We start from the raw sequence: 19,487 nt of genomic DNA on the forward strand, positions 1-19,487 counted from the left end.
AACTCCTCAAATTTTTTTGACGCAAAGATTTTTACATTTTTCAATTCTAATTTTAAGGAGCATAGAATTAAAAGATAAATTTTTCTGATGAAGTAACTTCCTTACTATTGAAAAGCGAATCGGGCTCAAAACAATGTCTTGAGCCCGATTCTAATATAAAAGACTATTTTTTCGATATTTTATACAGTTTTCCGCTGTCCGTCACAGCATACAAATTTCCGTCGCTTCCATTCAGAACATCGCGGAATCTTTCTTTCTGGTCTGCCAGAAGCCGTTCCTCTCCTACCACTCTATTATCTTTCATTACAATCCTGTTGATGTGCTCGCCACTCAGGCAACCAATCATTAAATTACCTTTCCATTCCTCCATATTTCCGGTGTAGAAGGTAACTCCGCTTGGAGAAATTACCGGATCCCAGTAGTAGACAGGCTGTTCTGTGCCTTCTTTTTGAGTGGTTCCGTTATTTATTTTATCTCCTGAATATTCAATTCCATAAGTTACATCACCCCAACCGTAATTTTTTCCGGCTTGAATAAGATTAATTTCATCTCCTCCCCGCGGGCCCATTTCCACATCCCAAAGCGTACCGTTGGGATCAATCGCCAAACCTTGAGGATTTCTGATGCCATAAGCATAAATTTCAGGCTTAAATCCTGCCTTTCCAATAAAAGGATTTCCGGGAGCCGGCTTTCCGTCTTTAGTAATTTTTAAAATTTTCCCTAAATAATTATCTGTTTTTTGAGCATATACCCTTGTCTGTTTATCGGATCTCTCTCCGGTGCTCACGAATAAATTACCGTCTTTATCAAAAGCCAGTCGACTTCCGTAATGTTTGTCGCCATCATAAGTCGGGGTTGCTCTGAAAATCACGTTGACTTCAGAAATATTTTTTAAGTCGGCAGAAAGCTTTGCTTTGGCAACAGCCGTATGATTTCCTTTTTCGTAAGGTTCAGAAAAGCTGAAATAAATAATATTATTGGATTTAAAATCCGGATCTAAGGCAACATCCAGCATTCCTCCCTGGCCTTTCGAATCCACTTTCGGGAAGCCTTCTATTTTTGAAACTTGTTTTCCGTCTGCAGAAACCACATTCATGTGACCTCTTTTATCGGTAATTAAAAACTTTCCGTCCGGTAAATTGATGATTCCCCAAGGCCTACCTAAATCTTTATTTAAAATTTCAACATTGTAAGCTGTTGTTGTTTTTACTGCTTTAATTCTTGTCTGTCCGGCAAAAGCAGGTTTGTATTCAGGAGAGTTTGGTTTTTCTGTTTCCACGCTTCCATCTTTACCCACTTGCGCATGAGCCGTATTTTTTTGGCAAGATGAAAGAATTAAGAATAAACTGAAAGCTGAAATGTAAAAAGTATTGAATTTCATAGAAGTGCAATTTGGTGATTTTATAATGGAATGGAAAAATAATGCCATAAAATTTGCGGGTTCAAATTTTTATTCTACATTTGTAGAAACGAATAACAAAACGTAGAGCATGAAAGAAATAAAACTCACAGATTCTGAAAAAATGGTCATGGAAATTATCTGGGAAAAAGAAAAGGTTTTCATGAAAGATATTCTGGAATCTTATCCTGAGCCCAAACCTGCCACCACAACCATCGCCACGCTCCTGAAACGCATGCAGAATAAAGATTTGGTAGGTTATAAATTGTATGGAAATTCCCGCGAATACTTTGCAAAAGTAGCCAAAGGCGAATATTTCAAGGAAGAAATGACTTCTATGATTGACCGTTTTTTCAACAGTTCAGTAGCACAGTTTGCCTCTTTTTTTACATCCAATGCTAAACTATCTCAAAAGCAACTGAAAGAACTTCGTGAAATTATTGATGAACAGATAAAAGAATAAACCATGATTTTAATTCTTATTAAAATAATTCTCTGCTCCTCATTGCTCATCGCATTATATTATGCCTTTCTGGAAAAAGAGAAAATGTATCAGTTTAATCGGTTTTTCCTGATCTCAGCATTGATATTTTCCTGTCTTGCACCGTTGATATCCATTAAAACAGAAAGTCCGAAACCTACCGGTAATTCAAGAATTTTTTTTGAAAATGCAACTCAGCAGGTTTTAGATTTAAGTCAAAAAGAGGAAAATTTCAACTGGATAAATTTCATGTGGATTATTTATGGATTAGTAACCTTCATCTTTTTACTAAAAGCATTGAATTCAATCTTAATTATAAAAAGAATAAAAGGGAAAAAAATACTTTATCATAACCATCAGGTAATAGTGACCAAAGATCAACTTTCACCTTTTACATTTTGGAAAACAATTTATTTAAGTGAAAATTATCTGGTCGACAATACGATAGATTCGAGAGTGTTTCTTCATGAAAAGAGTCATTTAGAACAAAAACACAGTGTTGATCTTCTTTTTATTGAGTTTCTAAAAGTGATAATGTGGTGTAATCCTGCTTTTTATTTCTTCAAAAAAGCAATTATTACCAATCACGAATTTTTGGCGGATGAAGCTGTTTTGAAAAACGATTTTAATATAAAAGAATATCAGGAGCTGATTTTAGACGAAATTATTTCCGGACAAAACTATAACCTTACGCATACATTTAATTTTAACAACACCAAAAAACGATTTATTATGATGAACAGAAAAAAATCAAAACTAACGGGTTTCAAAAAAGTCATTAGCATTCCTATGTTAATCGTGGCTTTCGGATTATTTGTGCAAAAAATATACGCCAATGATCCCAAACCTAATCATGAATCCATTATTCAAAAAACGGAGCCTGAAAAAACACAACAGCCAACAGCATTTCAGCAAATTGTTGGCGACACCAAAGAACTGCTTGAAAACAAGATGGTAAACAACACAAATGACGAAAAAATGATTGCAGATACAATTCGTCCCAAAAGCAAAAGTTCTTCACAAGAAACCACTCTGCCTAAGCAGGAAATTGCAACAGCAGACACAGAGAATATTATTAATCCTGTTTATCCCGGCGGAATGAATCAGCTAAGATCTAAAGTTGCAAATACTTTTGATGGTTCAAAACTTGGATCAAGCAAAGCAACCCTGAGAACAGACATTGAATATGTTATTAACGAAGAAGGAACAGTTGAACATTTAATGGTGACAGGAGATAATGAAATCTTTAACAACGAAGCAAAAGCAGCCTTTATAAAGGCAAATGAAGGCATCAAATGGCAGCCGGCAACAAAAGACGGTGTTGCGGTTCGCTATACCTTAAGGCTTCCTTTAACCATGACCTTTCATTAGTTTTTATGAATAAATTTAACAAGAGTCCGATTCAGGACTCTTTTTTATTTCATAAATTTGATATATGGATTTTAAACTTCAATCAGAATATCAACCGACCGGCGATCAGCCACAAGCCATAAAAAAACTTACCGAGGGAATCGAAATTGGTGAAAAATACCAGACTTTATTGGGGGTAACGGGTTCCGGAAAAACATTTACCGTCGCTAATGTTGTTAACAACGTTCAGCGTCCAACATTGGTTTTGGCACATAACAAAACCCTGGCGGCTCAGCTTTTCATGGAGTTTAAAGAATTTTTTCCGGATAATGCCGTAGAATATTTTGTCAGTTACTACGACTATTACCAGCCGGAAGCCTATATTGCGACCACAGGAACTTATATTGAAAAAGACCTGAGCATCAACGAAGAAGTAGAAAAGCTCCGTCTATCTGCAACCGCAAGTTTGTTATCAGGAAGAAGAGATGTATTGATCGTTGCCTCAGTTTCCTGTATTTACGGTATCGGAAATCCTACAGAGTTTCATAAATCCTTAATCTCCCTTGCTATTGGTGAGAAAGTGACACGCACGGCACTCCTCCATTCTTTAGTAAGCGCACTGTATTCCAGAACCTTAAATGAATTCCAAAGAGGAACATTTCGTGTGAAAGGAGATGTAATCGATGTATTTCCTGCGTACGCCGACAATGCCGTCCGAATTCAGTTTTTTGGGGATGAAATTGAAAAAATCCAAACCTTTGATCCGGTTTCAGGAAATGTAACGGGATCTTTTGATCATATTCAAATTTATCCAGCGAATCTTTTTGTAACTTCCAAAGAGACTTTGAATAATGCGATTAAAGATATTCAGGATGATTTGGTAAATCAGGTTGATTTTTTCAGTGAAATAGGCAAACCTTTAGAAGCTAAAAGATTACAGGAACGAACAGAGCTCGACCTAGAAATGATTAAAGAATTGGGATATTGCTCTGGAATTGAAAATTACTCACGATATTTGGATGGAAGACTACCCGGATCCCGATCTTTCTGCCTTTTAGACTATTTCCCGAAAGATTTTTTAATGGTGATTGATGAGAGCCACGTAACCGTTCCTCAGGTTCACGCGATGTACGGAGGAGACAGAAGCAGAAAAGAAGCATTGGTAGAATACGGCTTCAGACTTCCTGCCGCGATGGACAACAGGCCTTTAAAATTCAATGAATTTGAGGATCTTCAGAATCAAGTCATCTATGTTTCTGCAACCCCTGCCGACTATGAAATGGAAAAAACTGGAGGTGACTATGTTGAACAGATCATTCGTCCTACCGGGCTTTTAGATCCAATCATTGAAATCAGGCCTTCATTGAATCAAATTGATGATCTGATGGAAGAAATTCAGAAAAGATCGGATGCTGACGAAAGGGTATTGGTGACCACTTTAACGAAGAAAATGGCGGAAGAGCTGACCAAATATTTTACAAAATTCGGAATCAGAACAAGATACATTCACTCGGATGTTGAAACGTTGGAGCGTATCCAGATCATGCAGGATCTGCGTGTGGGATTGTTCGATGTTCTGATTGGGGTAAACTTGTTGAGAGAAGGTCTCGATTTACCGGAAGTTTCTCTGGTTGCCATTTTGGATGCCGATAAAGAGGGAATGCTAAGAAGCAGAAGATCAATGATTCAGACAGTTGGTCGTGCAGCAAGAAACTTAAATGGAAAAGCGATTCTGTATGCTGATAAAATGACTAAATCTATGCAGGCAACGATTGATGAAACAGAATATCGTAGGGCAAAACAGATGAAATACAATGAAGACCATGGCAAAGTTCCTATGGCCTTAAATAAAAAAATATCTGAAAACTTAGTCGGAAGAAGTAAAGATTTTCCTGATGAAAAATATACTCAGAAACAAATTTTACAGCAGGTTGCAGAAACAAAAGCCACCTATGCCACAGAAGACATTGAAAAAATGATTGTGGAAAAGCAAAAACAAATGGAAGCGGCGGCAAAAAATCTGGATTTCATTAAAGCTGCTAAACTGAGAGATGAAATTGAGGCACTGAAAAGTTAATTTTAAAAACAAGCATAAAATGAAAAGAGTAACCGGCATCGGAGGTATTTTCTTCAAATGTAAAGATCCAAAAGCCTTAAAAGAATGGTACAAATCCCATCTCGGAATAGATGTAAATGAATACGGAGCAACATTCGACTGGCAGGAAATAGCAGATTCAAATCCAAAAGGTTCACTGACATGGAGCCCTTCTCCTGAAACAACAAAATATTTTGAACCTTCTGAGAGAGAATTTATGATCAACTATACTGTTGATAATCTCGAAGCTTTGGTGGGGGAATTAAATAAAGAAGGCGTTACCATTTTAGATGAAATAGCCACGTATGATTTCGGTAAATTCATCCATATTCTGGACCTGGAAGGAAATAAAGTTGAACTTTGGGAACCAAAATAATGATAAATATTTTCGGGGACCAATAAGCGTTCCCGAAAATTCCAAAATTTTATTTTTCCTTATCAGCAAGGTTTTCTTTATTGCATCATGATACAGAAATTGCTGTATTTCTTCTTTGTGCATTACCTTTATAAATAAACTGATAACGTGAGGTCTCTGATTCGCTCCAAACCATATTTCCGCTATCTGAAGTTAAAGTCTTTCAACGAAATTCTGCCATAAAGCATTACCCTCATCATTAGAACAAGGAAGCTGCTCAGAAAGACCTATACATTCAATCATTTTTTCATCATGAATCTTAGCTGTCATTTTCACCGCTTCATCCCAGCTAACACTCCTTTCACGCTGTACGGCTGATTGCCGATTACATGAAAAATAAAAAGCCTCCTTTATCCACGAAAACAGATCATTAGAGATACACATCAGATAAGCCCCTAATTCTTCCAGATTCTGCCTTATTTTCTTTCTTTTATAGAAGCTGGTATTATGTTTCAGAAAACAAATTAATGAGGCTAAATGCCGCCATAATTTTTCTTATACTATTTTCTTTTTGAATTTACCTTAACAAACCCTGAAGGGGTTAAATATCAGTAGCGTCGGGCTTCACCCGACGAACAAGTATTTAATGATGGTATAACCCCGTAGGGGTTGAATAATTTAAAGGAAATTTCAAAGATAAATGGTATTACATTATCTATTTTTACTTTTCTTTATAGTAACAGTTCGCTCCTACGGAGCTTTTTTGCCGGGGTCAACATCTGGAGCTATTAACAGATCGCCCCTCCGGGGCTTTCCCGCTTCTGGCTTCTAGCTTCTAGCTTCTAGCTTCTAGCTTCTAGCTTCTAGCTTCTAGCTTCTAGCAAAAATACAAGTATCAATGGGAAACAAAACAATTTTTTATCGCCACGAATTTTATATCGATGCTGATTTTTTATCTCCCACAAATTCCACGGATTTTCACAGATGATGCGGTTTTTGAGAGCCGCTAATGCACGAATTTTAAAATATTGATGTAGGCTTTATTTTTCTTGCTATTAACAGATCGCCCCTCCGGGGCTCTCCCGCTTCTAGCGTCTGGCATCTGGCATCTGGCATCTGGCATCTGGCATCTGGCATCTGGCATCTGGCATCTGGCATCTGGCAAAGGTAACTTTGTTTGAGTTTCGAGCAAAAAAAAAGTCTCATACTAATTAAAGTATGAGACTTTTTAATAAAAACTGGCGGCGACCTACTCTCCCGCGTTAGCAGTACCATCGGCGCTGGTGGGCTTAACTTCTGTGTTCGGAATGGGAACAGGTGAGCCCCACCGCTAAAACCACCCTAAATATGGTTTAATATAACAATGTAGTTAATGTAACAGTGTAACAATTAATTTTATTTCTTACAATTATTGTTACATTGGTTAAATGGTACATTCTTAAATTATATGTATCGGTAAATTTCATCACAAAGGCAAAACCAGTGGCGCACTTATAAGGCTTGTTTAATAGCAACCAATAGGCTATAAATCTACGGGTAATTAGTACTACTCGGCTATGCTGTTACCAACTTTACACCTGTAGCCTATCAACGTGGTCATCTCCCACGACCCTTAAAAGATGTCTCATCTTGAGGCGAGTTTCGCACTTATATGCTTTCAGTGCTTATCTCTTCCAAACGTAGCTACTCAGCGGTGCACCTGGCGGTACAACTGATACACCAGAGGTTTGTTCAATTCGGTCCTCTCGTACTAGAATCAAGCCCTCTCAAACATCTAACGCCCGCAATAGATAGAGACCGAACTGTCTCACGACGTTCTGAACCCAGCTCGCGTGCCACTTTAATGGGCGAACAGCCCAACCCTTGGGACCTTCTCCAGCCCCAGGATGTGACGAGCCGACATCGAGGTGCCGAACCTCCCCGTCGATGTGAGCTCTTGGGGGAGACTAGCCTGTTATCCCCGGAGTACCTTTTATCCTATGAGCGATGGCCCTTCCATACGGAACCACCGGATCACTATGTCCTGCTTTCGCACCTGATCGACTTGTTGGTCTCACAGTCAAGCACCCTTATGCCATTACACTCTACGCACGGTTACCAAGCGTGCTGAGGGTACCTTTGAAAGCCTCCGTTACTCTTTTGGAGGCGACCACCCCAGTCAAACTACCCACCACGCAATGTCCTTCTAAAAGAAGTTAGGCTCCAAGTAAGTAAAGGGTGGTATTTCAACGTTGACTCCACAAACACTAGCGTGCCTGCTTCAAAGTCTCCCACCTATCCTACACATTACTTACTCAAAGTCAATACGAAGTTATAGTAAAGGTTCACAGGGTCTTTTCGTCCCATTGCGGGTAATCGGCATCTTCACCGATACTACAATTTCACCGAGCTCGTGGCTGAGACAGTGCCCAGATCGTTACACCATTCGTGCAGGTCGGAACTTACCCGACAAGGAATTTCGCTACCTTAGGACCGTTATAGTTACGGCCGCCGTTTACTGGGGCTTCAGTCAAACGCTTCGCTTACGCTAACGCCCTTCCTTAACCTTCCAGCACCGGGCAGGTGTCAGACCCTATACAGCATCTTTCGATTTAGCAGAGTCCTGTGTTTTTGATAAACAGTCGCCTGGGCCTCTTCACTGCGGCCACCATTGCTGATGGCGTCTCTTCTTCCGAAGTTACGAGACTATTTTGCCTAGTTCCTTAGCCACGACTCACTCGAGCACCTTAGGATTCTCTCCTCGACTACCTGTGTCGGTTTTGGTACGGGTTGCTTCACTTCGGCTTTTCTTGGATCCGAGTTCACTACAGCAGCTTCGCCCGAAGGCTAGGCCTTGACTATTCCGTCAGTCTCCAGTAGCTACATCGAACCGTCCCCTTTTTAATGTGAGCAAGTATGGGAATATTAACCCATTGTCCATCCACTACCCCTTTCGGGTTCGCGTTAGGTCCCGACTAACCCTCAGCTGATTAGCATGGCTGAGGAAACCTTAGTCTTTCGGTGAGGGGGTTTCTCGCCCCCTTTATCGTTACTTATGCCTACATTTTCTTTTCTGTCCGCTCCACAATACCTCACGATACTGCTTCGGCGCAAACAGAATGCTCTCCTACCAGATGTAATAAATTACAAATCCATAGCTTCGGTAATATGTTTATGCCCGATTATTATCCATGCCGGACCGCTCGACTAGTGAGCTGTTACGCACTCTTTAAATGAATGGCTGCTTCCAAGCCAACATCCTAGCTGTCAATGCAGTCCAACCGCGTTGCTTCAACTTAACATATATTTGGGGACCTTAGCTGTTGGTCTGGGTTCTTTCCCTCTCGGACATGGACCTTAGCACCCATGCCCTCACTGCCGCAGAACATTTATTAGCATTCGGAGTTTGTCAGGAATTGGTAGGATTTGACTCCCCCGCATCCAATCAGTCGCTCTACCTCTAATAAACTTTTTTACGACGCTGCACCTAAATGCATTTCGGAGAGTACGAGCTATCTCCCAGTTTGATTGGCCTTTCACCCCTACCCACAGGTCATCCGAAGACTTTTCAACGTCAACCGGTTCGGTCCTCCACTTTGTGTTACCAAAGCTTCAACCTGCCCATGGGTAGATCACAAGGTTTCGCGTCTAATCCTACTAACTATGCGCCCTATTCAGACTCGCTTTCGCTCCGGCTCCGTAACTTAATTACTTAACCTCGCTAGTAAAATTAACTCGTAGGCTCATTATGCAAAAGGCACGCCGTCACCCAACTTGTGGGCTCCGACCGCTTGTAGGCGTACGGTTTCAGGTTCTATTTCACCCTTCTATTCGAAGTGCTTTTCACCTTTCCTTCACAGTACTTGTTCACTATCGGTCTTTCAGGAGTATTTAGCCTTGGAGGATGGTCCCCCCATATTCAGACAGGATTTCACGTGTCCCGCCATACTCATTTATCATCTTAATATACCTTTCGAATACCGGGCTATCACCGTCTATGGCTGTTCTTTCCAGAACATTCTTCTAAATATATAAAAACTTTTGGGCTAATCCGCTTTCGCTCGCCACTACTTACGGAATCTCTTCGATTTCTTTTCCTCAGGGTACTTAGATGTTTCAGTTCTCCTGGTTTGCTCCTCTTACGAGGTGACAGGTCTTCAACCTGCCGGGTTGCCCCATTCGGACATCTGCGGATCTATTCGTGTGTGCCAATCCCCGCAGCTTTTCGCAGCTTACCACGTCCTTCTTCGCCTCTGAAAGCCTAGGCATCCGCCATACGCCCTTAACGATTTCTTTCCTATTTTTAGGTTACTCAAGCACTTATAAGTGCTCGGTTTTCTCTTTGTGATGTCTTTACCGTTAATGTCAATGATCTTAATTTCTTCTCTTCCGTTTGATGAACAATTGTTGTTTTTGGCTCCAATCGTAACTTTTAAATCAAACTTCCAAAACTGTGGAGAATAAGGGAGTCGAACCCTTGACCTCCTGCGTGCAAGGCAGGCGCTCTAGCCAGCTGAGCTAATTCCCCCTCTAGTTGAGTGTATGAGTAGTAGTGTGGGAGAGTTTGAGCGTTAAACTCATATTCCCTTATACTCTAAAACTCTTATACTCAAAATTAGTAGTCTCGGGCAGGCTCGAACTGCCGACCTCTACATTATCAGTGTAGCGCTCTAACCAGCTGAGCTACGAGACTTCGTTATAATTTTAAATTTTAAATTGAAAATTTTAAATGCTTTTTAAATCTAAAATCTATAATTTATAATCTAAAATCTCTCTATCCCTATACTAATTTCTAGTGGGTTTTATATTTTTTATATAATCAACCAAACAAAAAACTAAAGCTTTACTTTAAGTAAGTACTTGTGTATCTTGCGATACTAATTTTGTTTAACGTCTAAAGACGCTCTAAAATGAGATGTTCCAGCCGCACCTTCCGGTACGGCTACCTTGTTACGACTTAGCCCTAGTTACCTGTTTTACCCTAGGCAGCTCCTGTTACGGTCACCGACTTCAGGTACCCCAGACTTCCATGGCTTGACGGGCGGTGTGTACAAGGCCCGGGAACGTATTCACCGCGCCATGGCTGATGCGCGATTACTAGCGATTCCAGCTTCATAGAGTCGAGTTGCAGACTCCAATCCGAACTGAGACCGGCTTTCGAGATTTGCATCCTATCGCTAGGTAGCTGCCCTCTGTACCGGCCATTGTATTACGTGTGTGGCCCAAGGCGTAAGGGCCGTGATGATTTGACGTCATCCCCACCTTCCTCTCTACTTGCGTAGGCAGTCTCACTAGAGTCCCCAACTTAATGATGGCAACTAGTGACAGGGGTTGCGCTCGTTGCAGGACTTAACCTAACACCTCACGGCACGAGCTGACGACAACCATGCAGCACCTTGAAAATTGTCCGAAGAAAAACACATTTCTGCGTCTGTCAATTCCCATTTAAGCCTTGGTAAGGTTCCTCGCGTATCATCGAATTAAACCACATAATCCACCGCTTGTGCGGGCCCCCGTCAATTCCTTTGAGTTTCAAACTTGCGTTCGTACTCCCCAGGTGGCTAACTTATCACTTTCGCTTAGTCTCTGAATCCGAAGACCCAAAAACGAGTTAGCATCGTTTACGGCGTGGACTACCAGGGTATCTAATCCTGTTCGCTCCCCACGCTTTCGTCCATCAGCGTCAGTTAAGACATAGTGACCTGCCTTCGCAATTGGTGTTCTAAGTAATATCTATGCATTTCACCGCTACACTACTTATTCCAGCCACTTCTACCTTACTCAAGAACTGCAGTATCAATGGCAGTTTCACAGTTAAGCTGTGAGATTTCACCACTGACTTACAGATCCGCCTACGGACCCTTTAAACCCAATAAATCCGGATAACGCTTGCACCCTCCGTATTACCGCGGCTGCTGGCACGGAGTTAGCCGGTGCTTATTCGTATAGTACCTTCAGCTACTCTCACGAGAGTAGGTTTATCCCTATACAAAAGAAGTTTACAACCCATAGGGCCGTCGTCCTTCACGCGGGATGGCTGGATCAGGCGCTAACCCATTGTCCAATATTCCTCACTGCTGCCTCCCGTAGGAGTCTGGTCCGTGTCTCAGTACCAGTGTGGGGGATCACCCTCTCAGGCCCCCTAAAGATCAATGACTTGGTAGGCCGTTACCCTACCAACTATCTAATCTTGCGCGTGCCCATCTCTATCCACCGGAGTTTTCAATATTAATTGATGCCAATCAATATATTATGGGGTATTAATCTTCCTTTCGAAAGGCTATCCCCCTGATAAAGGCAGGTTGCACACGTGTTCCGCACCCGTACGCCGCTCTCTCTGTCCCGAAAGACAAATACCGCTCGGCTTGCATGTGTTAGGCCTCCCGCTAGCGTTCATCCTGAGCCAGGATCAAACTCTCCATTGTATGTTTGTTCTGACTCACTCAAAGTTTTGACGCTTTAGTTTTTCCTTACTTGGTTGTTATATTATATTTCAATGAACTTCGTTCTTTCGCTTTTTTACCAGGACAATCTTTCTGTCAGTGTCGTCCCGTATTTGCGAGTGCAAAAGTAATAACTTATTTCTTATTGACCAAATTTTTATGAAGAAAATTTTAAAGTTTTTTGATGACCTTAACTCTTCGTTTATTATTTATCAACCTCACTCCTGCTCCCCGTTTTACCGGACTGCAAAGATACAAACTTTTTCTAAACTCGCAAGCTTTTATCTAATTTAATTTTGAAATTATTTTAAATTAAAAACTGGTAGTTTTTATTTGTTTATCTTAAAGTGATCTTTAATTTATTGCTTATTCAAAAGCTCTTCTGCGCTTACTGACATACTCTCGTTTTCAGTGGGGCAAAGATAAGGGCTTTGGACAATACAATCCTAATTTATTTAACATAATGTTTACTTTGAGTTCATATTTGAGCGTAACGAGCTGATTGATTGGGAGATTTTTTTTTGATTGAAAGGGTTTTCTGTGCGAGGATTTTGTATGCGTGGGTTGTAGAGTTTGAGGGGTCGGTGGGTTTGGGGGGAGTGGAGACCATGAAGTTGAAGATATGTAGAATGGGATTATGTTCTATTAGATAAGAAAAACTTATAGGTTTTGAAAACCTATAAGGTTGGGGGTTAAATGGTGGATGATGGCAAGGTTATGTTATCATATAGATGGGAGCAGCTTCGGAAGAACCACCTCGTCAAAAATTCTTTGAATTTTTGACACTCCTCCAGAGGAGGAGAATTTTTTAGAGTGGGGATCTGAGGGTGGGATATGCTTCAATTGAAAGTTTTTTTAGCTGATGTGAACTTGAAGGGCAATTCGGGTAAATCAGTACTCTGTCTTGTTGGATCTTTTTACTTCTTACTGTTTGCTTCCTGCTTCCTGCATTGCCTCATGTGAAAAAAGGGAGACTCCCCTAGCCCCGATTGCAGCGGCATCCTTTTTTGGCGAAGGATTGAAAAAAGAAGGGGGAAAAAAGATACAGTGGAAAGCGGGAAAAAGCTAATGAAAAAAATTCGAGAGGAAAGGCATTTGAGAGTTGGAGAGTTGGAGTTTATTAATTGAGAATTATGGCAAAAAAAATTCTGCAACATAAAAATGTTGCAGAAAATTATCTTAGAATTTATAAGTCTTGGGCTTGGGCTTCTCGTAATGCACAGCTCCACCGCGAATTGGAGTTAGCAAATCCATCAAACCATTTAACTTTATTTCATAAATCGTTGATAGCTGCATTCCCAATTTTCCGGGAGGCATCCCTTTTCGGTAGAACCATTCGAGATAGCTTATCGGTAAATCTGCCAAAACAGTGCCTTGGTATTTTCCAAAAGGCATTTTTACGACACAGATTTCATTTAATATTTCCGGGTTTATTCCTTCCACTTTTATACTATTATATCAATTTTATTTTCAAGATCGTCATCTTCTTTGTTTGGTAATGCTAAATCGGGCGTTTCATCATCAGAAAATTCATTTCTGTAAACCTGAATTAACAGAAGCGTAAGAGAAATCAGAATCGGACCGAAGATCAATCCCATGAAGCCGAACAAATTCATTCCCATAATAATTCCGAAAACGGTATTTAAAGGATGGATATCTTCCAATTTTTTCAAAAGCGTAAAACGCAAAACATTATCTGTTAAACCAACAACGATAATACAATACGCAGCCAATCCCAATCCTGTTCCAGTGTCGCCACTCGCTATCATATAAATACAAACCGGAACGTAGATAATCGCCGCTCCTACAACCGGAATCATAGATGCCGCCGCCGTTAATGCAAAAAGCAAAACCGGACTTGGTGCTCCAAAGATAAAATATCCGACAAGACCAACAAGACCCTGTCCAAGCGCCACGACAGGAATACCAATTGCATTGGCCATGATCAGTTTTCTCATCTTCTCTCCTATTAAAGAAACATTTGATCTTTTTAAAGGTGCTGAAGAAGCCAGAATTCTTTCAAAAAATCGTGGTCTTTCCAACATGAAGTAAAGAATAAAATACATGGACATGATTACCGTAAGCGTATTGAAAGTACTGCTTAAAGCTCTGGTAGAAAATTGCCCAACAGAACTTTTCAGCTTATCCATATTTTCTTTGCTGAGAATATCGAAACCAACTTTAGAATAAATATAGGTATGAATTTTTTCAAGAAATACATTAAACTTATCCATATAAGCCTGAGCATTTCCTAATTTTTCAATAATAAGATCGGCAATGAAATAAATCGGTAAAATAAGTATGATCAAACTGGCAAGCATTAAGATCAATGAGGACGCCCAAGGTTTCCATTTTTTTTCTTCCTGTAAATAGAAATTGTATTTTCGGCAGACCACATAAATTGTGATAGCTCCTAAAACCGATGGAATAAAAAGGGCTAGATTAAAACAGATCAATCCCGCCAACACTAAAATGATGGCAAGCAGAGAAACCTGTTTTATTTTAACGCTGCTAATTTGTTCTCCTTTGTTCATTATTGTTTATATAATATTTGTCTTGGTTTTCCTAAAAAGGCGCAGTAAAGAGAATACATTACTACCATGATGAATGGGGCGGTTACGATAATTCCGATTCCGCAAAGAATGATTCCTGCGAAGGAAATTAACAGACCTAAAAATGTTGCACCCAAAAACGTTCCATAATTTTCTTTAGCGATATTATAAGACTTCCCTAAAGCTTCGGTTGCTGAAGCATTTTCAAACAACAGAATAGGATATCCCAACATCAATAAAGGGAAAACGAAAAAGAACGGGATAAAGCACAACCACATTGAAATGGTTGAAATAATTCCCGAAAGAAGGCTATAAACCAAAATATTAACAAAATTCTGACGGTATCCTACAAACAAATCTGAAAACTCGATGGTATTTTTTGTGTTGAATTTATTGACAATAAAAATCAATCCTACATATAACGGCGCCAATAAAATATTCAACAAACCGGATAAAGTAAGATAGGTTGAAAATCCAGGTGCATTCCAATAACTGAAATCGGTAAAATCGCCTCCCGCATCTCTAATTTCTTCAGCAAAGCTAGCAGAATTAAAACCGCTGATGGTTTGTATTAAAAATCCGCCGACGAGATAAATAATCATCGCTACAATAGCATACAGAAAGATGCCTTTATACATCTCGAAAGCATGCGAAATAATAGAACCTGCATCTCTTGAAGGTACAGATCCCTGTTGATCGAATTCGTTAAAGTCAGACATAGTTTATATTTTAGTGATTTTACCAAATTTAGCTTTTTTTGATAAAATATTCAATAACCAGTCTGAAATTTAACTTTTCTCTGAAAAAACGGTTTTATATAATGAATAAATCATCGCATTCCAAAACGGAAAAGTAAATAATCCGCCTATTAAAAATAAGGCAAAACCGATATATTTAAAGAAAAAAGCCACCATTACACACACCAAAACTTCAACAAAGAACATTTTCAATGCTTTAAAGCTTAATGCGATGGCTTCAAAAGTCCCTTTTCCTGTATAAAACATCAAAGGCGCTGCAAAGACGGTTACCACAACCCAAACGACTGCCAAAATAATGGTTTGAGCCACTAAAAGGTAAGTAAACATCCAGAAAATATAGAATCCGATGTATTTGAAGAAATTAATTCCGTTGTAACCCGCAAAAATATCACCCAATTCCAACTTCTCCTTTAGATCAATCTTTCTGAAAATCTGGAAAAAGCCAAGATTTAAAGGATATAAAAAAATCAATGTTGCTAAAATTCCGTACGTAAAACTCTGATAACTTTCTGTGGCGCTTACTTCAGCAATCTGCTTCATATACTCCGTTGTGCTTATCTTGAAAGCGTCTGCCAATTGCTGATTCATCTCCCAAATTCCGTATCGGGAAGCGAGAAAGAAAAATGCTGTAAAAAATACCGCAAAATAGATGATGGAAAACACCAGTTGATAAACCAACGTCTTATTCCAGTAAAAAAAAGCCTGCTTTAGTATAAAATCAATTCCCGGTTTCTGAGGATATTTGTTCTGCATTAAAAAAAATTTATGCAAAAGTAAACATCTAATAATTATTTTTGCCGAATGTTTTCAGTGAATCATCAAAAATTTATGGAAATGGACGAACTTTCTCTTCAGAAGGTTCCCTATTTCTTCATCGTGGACTTCCTTACGGAGAATGTAGAGATCTTTAAAGAAGATGAAATAGAAAAATCAGGCTTATTAATTGATTTTCAAAACTTTTCAAGCTTAAAAAAGGAAGAAAAACTCCATAAAAATATCGAATGGAAATCGTTTCCGGAAACTATGGAAAGTTTTAAAACAGGTTTTGATGAAGTACAGAAAAATATTCGCTTAGGAAATTCTTATCTTGTAAATTATACTAGAAAAACGAAAATTGAGACAAATTTAACACTTGAGGAAATTTTTTATCATTCTACTGCAAAATACAAGGTTTTTTATAAAGATTTTTTTGTATTTTTTTCTCCTGAAACTTTTGTGAAAATCGTAGACGGCAAAATTTTGACTTATCCAATGAAAGGAACCATAGATGCGTCTTTGGAAAATGCAGCAGAAATTTTGAAGAACGACAAAAAGGAAAAAGCAGAACACTACACGGTGGTAGATTTGCTTCGAAACGATTTGAGCATGGTGGCAGATGATGTGAAGGTTGATCAATTTCAACACATCGACTTCATCAAAACACAGCAAAAAGATTTGTATGCCATGAGTTCTGAGATTTCAGGAACATTAAAACCTGAATTTGACGGAAAAGTGGGAAGCATTATGCAAAAACTGCTTCCTGCGGGCTCTATTTTAGGAGCTCCCAAGCCAAAAACGTTGGAAATAATCCTTAATGCCGAAGGATATGACAGAGGTTATTACACGGGAGTTTGCGGTTGGTTTGATGGTAAAAACGTAGACAGCTGTGTTATGATTCGTTTTATTGAAAAGGAAGGCGAAGATCTTTATTTCAAAAGCGGCGGCGGCATCACGCACATGAGTAAATTAGAAGACGAGTATCAGGAAATGAAAAATAAAATTTATGTCCCAATTCATTGAAAGCATTAAAGTAGAAGATCAGGAAATTTACCTGTTAGATTTTCATCAGAAGCGTGTAAATCAAACCTTTGCCCATTTTGGGAAGGAAGGTTCTATTGATTTAAAAAAAATATTTGAACATCTTGAGCATGATGAAGATGGGCTTTTCAAATTCAGAATTGTGTATGATCTGGATAAAAAAGTGCGTACCCAGATGATTCCTTATGCGATTCCGGAGATACAAGATTTTCAGCTAGTTGAAAACAACAGTTTTGATTATTCCTTCAAATTTGAAGACAGAAAAGAACTGGAAAAGATGAAAATGAAATCTAAAGCAGAGGAAATTATCATCGTGAAAAATAATCACATTACCGATACTTCTTTTTCTAATCTTTTATTTTTGAAAGGTAAAGAATGGTTTACACCCAACACTTATCTTTTGAATGGAGTTCAGAGACAGGATCTTTTAAAATCGAAAGATATTAAAGAAACTGAAATAACGCTGCAAAATCTGAAACAATTTTCACATTTTCAGCTTATTAACTCTTTAAATGATTTTGATGAAAACTTCATTTACCCAATAGCCCGAATTATCAACCTACCGGGTAATGAAGAATATTTAGATCTTTAATTTTCTTTCATGAATTCAAAATAACCTTTTAGAACGTCAGCACTATTTTTACCATAGGTGTTGACTTCTAATATTTTAGGCTGTGCATCTGGCTTGAAGAAATTTTCCAGCACTCTGTCCAGCGTTGGTTCGTCTTCCACTTTTGTGTAAGCAAAGCCGAAATGCTTGGCAATATGTTCTGCGTTTTTCTTATGCTTGGTCGCGATAAATTCGTCTAAAGTATTTGGATTTGCATTTCCTGGTCCCGGAATAATTTTGAAAATATTTCCTTCTCCATTGTTGAAAATAATAATTCTCACAAATGGCGGAATATATTGATTCCAAAGTCCGTTTACGTCATAGAAAAAGCTTAAATCACCTGTAATTAACAAAGTTGGGCTGGCATTTTTTATCGCAAAACCCATCGCTGTTGAAGTAGAACCGTCAATTCCGCTTGTTCCTCGGTTGCAATACATTTTTCTTTTCCCGAAATCGAACAACTGCGCATATCGAATTGCCGAACTGTTGCTGAAATGAATATTGTAGTTTTCAGGAATAGTTTGAGACGCTTTATTAAAAAAATAGAAATCTGAAAATTCAACTCTATTCAAATATAATTCGTGTTTCGCATCTTTTTTATCCCTCAAAACATCCCAAAGATTGAAATAAGGTTTAGGCTCAAGAGTTACGAAGTTTAATAATTTTGAAAAGAAAACTTCAGGCTTTACTTCAATTTTCTCCGTTAAAGCGAAATATGTATCCGGCTGCCAGACCTCATCCAAATGCCAATGTTGCTTTGGTCGTGCTTTTCTCAAAAACTGTTTTACTTTTTTAGAAACTACGTTTTGCCCAACAGTAATCAACAAATCGGGTGCATAGGTTTTAAAATCTTCTTCCGTGAAATTGTAAATATAACGGTCAATATGCTTAAAGAACTTTTCGTAATGCAAATTAGAATTCGCTTCACTCAAAACAACAACCGAATGATTTTTAACCAATTGAGTTAATTGATTTTCAAGTTCCGGACTGTAATTTCTGGTTCCGACTAACAATAAAATTCTTTGTGAAGTATTCCAATCTGCTACTAAATTAGACGGAATTTCATATTCTTTATTCTTGATCGTTTTTTCAACGCTTGGGAAAGTTGGAAGTTCTGAAACCAATTCATACAAAGGTTCTTCCAACGGAATATTAATATGTACCGGACCTTGTTTTTCAATACAGAGTTCGATCGCTTTTTTAATAATATCAAAATTGATGTCTTCTGCATTTTCCTTACTGTCTTCCAGCAACTGGAAATCTCCGTAAGAATGCTGATGAAAAAGTTGATTCTGTCTAATCGTCTGCCCATCAAAAATATCCACATAATCTGTCGGGCGGTCTGCCGTTAGCACCAAAAGCGGAATATTTGAATAAAATGCTTCTGTGATCGCCGGATAATAATTGGCCGCCGCCGAACCGCTGGTACACGTTATGGCCACAGGTTTTTTCTCACTAATCGACATTCCGAGGGCAACGAAAGCAGCACTTCTTTCATCCACAATACTAAAAGAATTGAAAACGCCTGCCATTTCCGAAAAATGAATCGCCAAAGGAGCATTTCGGGATCCCGGAGAGATCACTACATCTGAAATTCCATATTGCTGAAGAAGATGCGCAAGTATCTGAATACTTCTTTTAGAAGAATATTTTTTCATATCACAAATT

Annotated in this window: 13 protein-coding genes, 2 tRNA genes and 3 rRNA genes; 6 read left to right on the plus strand and 12 right to left on the minus strand. The window is 38.9% G+C overall.

What is annotated here, in order from left to right:
* Positions 1 to 163: 163 nt before the first annotated feature.
* Positions 164 to 1,381, minus strand: coding sequence for a PQQ-dependent sugar dehydrogenase (locus tag VUJ46_RS14470; protein WP_326981451.1), 1,218 nt, complete (start codon positions 1,379 to 1,381; stop codon positions 164 to 166).
* Positions 1,382 to 1,490: 109 nt separating this feature from the next.
* On the opposite strand from VUJ46_RS14470, the gene VUJ46_RS14475 reads away from it, so the two are divergent.
* From VUJ46_RS14475 to VUJ46_RS14490, 4 genes are all read left to right on the plus strand, one after another.
* Positions 1,491 to 1,862: a BlaI/MecI/CopY family transcriptional regulator gene (locus tag VUJ46_RS14475; protein ID WP_326981452.1), complete on the plus strand. Its 372-nt coding sequence runs from the start codon at positions 1,491 to 1,493 to the stop codon at positions 1,860 to 1,862.
* Between the two features lie 3 nt (positions 1,863 to 1,865).
* A complete protein-coding gene (locus tag VUJ46_RS14480) occupies positions 1,866 to 3,251 on the plus strand; it encodes a M56 family metallopeptidase (RefSeq protein WP_326981453.1) in 1,386 nt (461 codons plus the stop codon).
* Between the two features lie 64 nt (positions 3,252 to 3,315).
* Positions 3,316 to 5,307, plus strand: a complete 1,992-nt coding sequence (gene uvrB, locus VUJ46_RS14485) for an excinuclease ABC subunit UvrB (RefSeq protein ID WP_326981454.1) — start codon at positions 3,316 to 3,318, stop codon at positions 5,305 to 5,307.
* A 19-nt stretch (positions 5,308 to 5,326) separates the two neighbouring features.
* Positions 5,327 to 5,701 (plus strand): VOC family protein, encoded by a 375-nt coding sequence (locus VUJ46_RS14490; RefSeq protein WP_326981455.1) that lies wholly within the window; start codon positions 5,327 to 5,329, stop codon positions 5,699 to 5,701.
* 192 nt (positions 5,702 to 5,893) lie between these two features.
* Here the strand turns inward: VUJ46_RS14490 and VUJ46_RS23005 are convergent, their stop codons facing one another.
* From VUJ46_RS23005 to VUJ46_RS14535, 10 genes are all read right to left on the minus strand, one after another.
* Positions 5,894 to 6,205 (minus strand): terpene synthase family protein, encoded by a 312-nt coding sequence (locus tag VUJ46_RS23005; RefSeq protein WP_442784956.1) that lies wholly within the window; start codon positions 6,203 to 6,205, stop codon positions 5,894 to 5,896.
* A 711-nt stretch (positions 6,206 to 6,916) separates the two neighbouring features.
* A 5S ribosomal RNA gene (gene rrf, locus VUJ46_RS14495) occupies positions 6,917 to 7,024 on the minus strand.
* Between the two features lie 176 nt (positions 7,025 to 7,200).
* A 23S ribosomal RNA gene (locus VUJ46_RS14500) occupies positions 7,201 to 9,955 on the minus strand.
* A 158-nt stretch (positions 9,956 to 10,113) separates the two neighbouring features.
* Positions 10,114 to 10,187: transfer RNA gene (locus VUJ46_RS14505), tRNA-Ala, on the minus strand.
* 91 nt (positions 10,188 to 10,278) lie between these two features.
* Positions 10,279 to 10,352, minus strand: a tRNA-Ile gene (locus tag VUJ46_RS14510).
* Positions 10,353 to 10,567: 215 nt separating this feature from the next.
* A 16S ribosomal RNA gene (locus VUJ46_RS14515) occupies positions 10,568 to 12,084 on the minus strand.
* Together the 16S, 23S and 5S rRNA genes with 2 tRNA genes alongside form the textbook arrangement of a ribosomal RNA operon.
* Positions 12,085 to 13,281: 1,197 nt before the next feature.
* Complete coding sequence (locus VUJ46_RS14520) at positions 13,282 to 13,536, minus strand: DUF3820 family protein (RefSeq protein ID WP_326985108.1); 255 nt, start codon at positions 13,534 to 13,536, stop codon at positions 13,282 to 13,284.
* An 11-nt stretch (positions 13,537 to 13,547) separates the two neighbouring features.
* Entirely contained in the window at positions 13,548 to 14,636 is a 1,089-nt protein-coding gene (locus tag VUJ46_RS14525; protein WP_326981456.1) for an AI-2E family transporter, read from the minus strand.
* The gene (locus tag VUJ46_RS14530) at positions 14,636 to 15,373 is read right to left on the minus strand and encodes a beta-carotene 15,15'-monooxygenase (RefSeq protein WP_326981457.1); all 738 of its coding nucleotides are present in this window, start codon (positions 15,371 to 15,373) and stop codon (positions 14,636 to 14,638) included. Before VUJ46_RS14530 ends, VUJ46_RS14525 begins: the two co-directional genes overlap by 1 nt.
* Positions 15,374 to 15,442: 69 nt before the next feature.
* Positions 15,443 to 16,165, minus strand: coding sequence for a hypothetical protein (locus VUJ46_RS14535; RefSeq protein WP_326981458.1), 723 nt, complete (start codon positions 16,163 to 16,165; stop codon positions 15,443 to 15,445).
* Positions 16,166 to 16,213: 48 nt separating this feature from the next.
* On the opposite strand from VUJ46_RS14535, the gene VUJ46_RS14540 reads away from it, so the two are divergent.
* Positions 16,214 to 17,191, plus strand: coding sequence for an aminodeoxychorismate synthase component I (locus VUJ46_RS14540; protein WP_326981459.1), 978 nt, complete (start codon positions 16,214 to 16,216; stop codon positions 17,189 to 17,191).
* Positions 17,175 to 17,801 carry an aminotransferase class IV gene (locus tag VUJ46_RS14545; RefSeq protein ID WP_326981460.1) on the plus strand — a complete coding sequence of 209 codons (627 nt, stop codon included), beginning with the start codon at positions 17,175 to 17,177 and terminating at the stop codon, positions 17,799 to 17,801. The genes VUJ46_RS14540 and VUJ46_RS14545 overlap by 17 nt, the downstream gene beginning before the upstream one ends.
* Here VUJ46_RS14545 and menD read toward each other — a convergent pair.
* Positions 17,798 to 19,477 (minus strand): 2-succinyl-5-enolpyruvyl-6-hydroxy-3-cyclohexene-1-carboxylic-acid synthase, encoded by a 1,680-nt coding sequence (menD, locus tag VUJ46_RS14550; protein ID WP_326981461.1) that lies wholly within the window; start codon positions 19,475 to 19,477, stop codon positions 17,798 to 17,800. The two genes, VUJ46_RS14545 and menD, sit on opposite strands and share 4 nt — an antisense overlap.
* Positions 19,478 to 19,487: the final 10 nt, after the last annotated feature.

Origin of the sequence: Chryseobacterium sp. MYb264, assembly GCF_035974275.1 — a bacterium.
Lineage (GTDB): Bacteria > Bacteroidota > Bacteroidia > Flavobacteriales > Weeksellaceae > Chryseobacterium.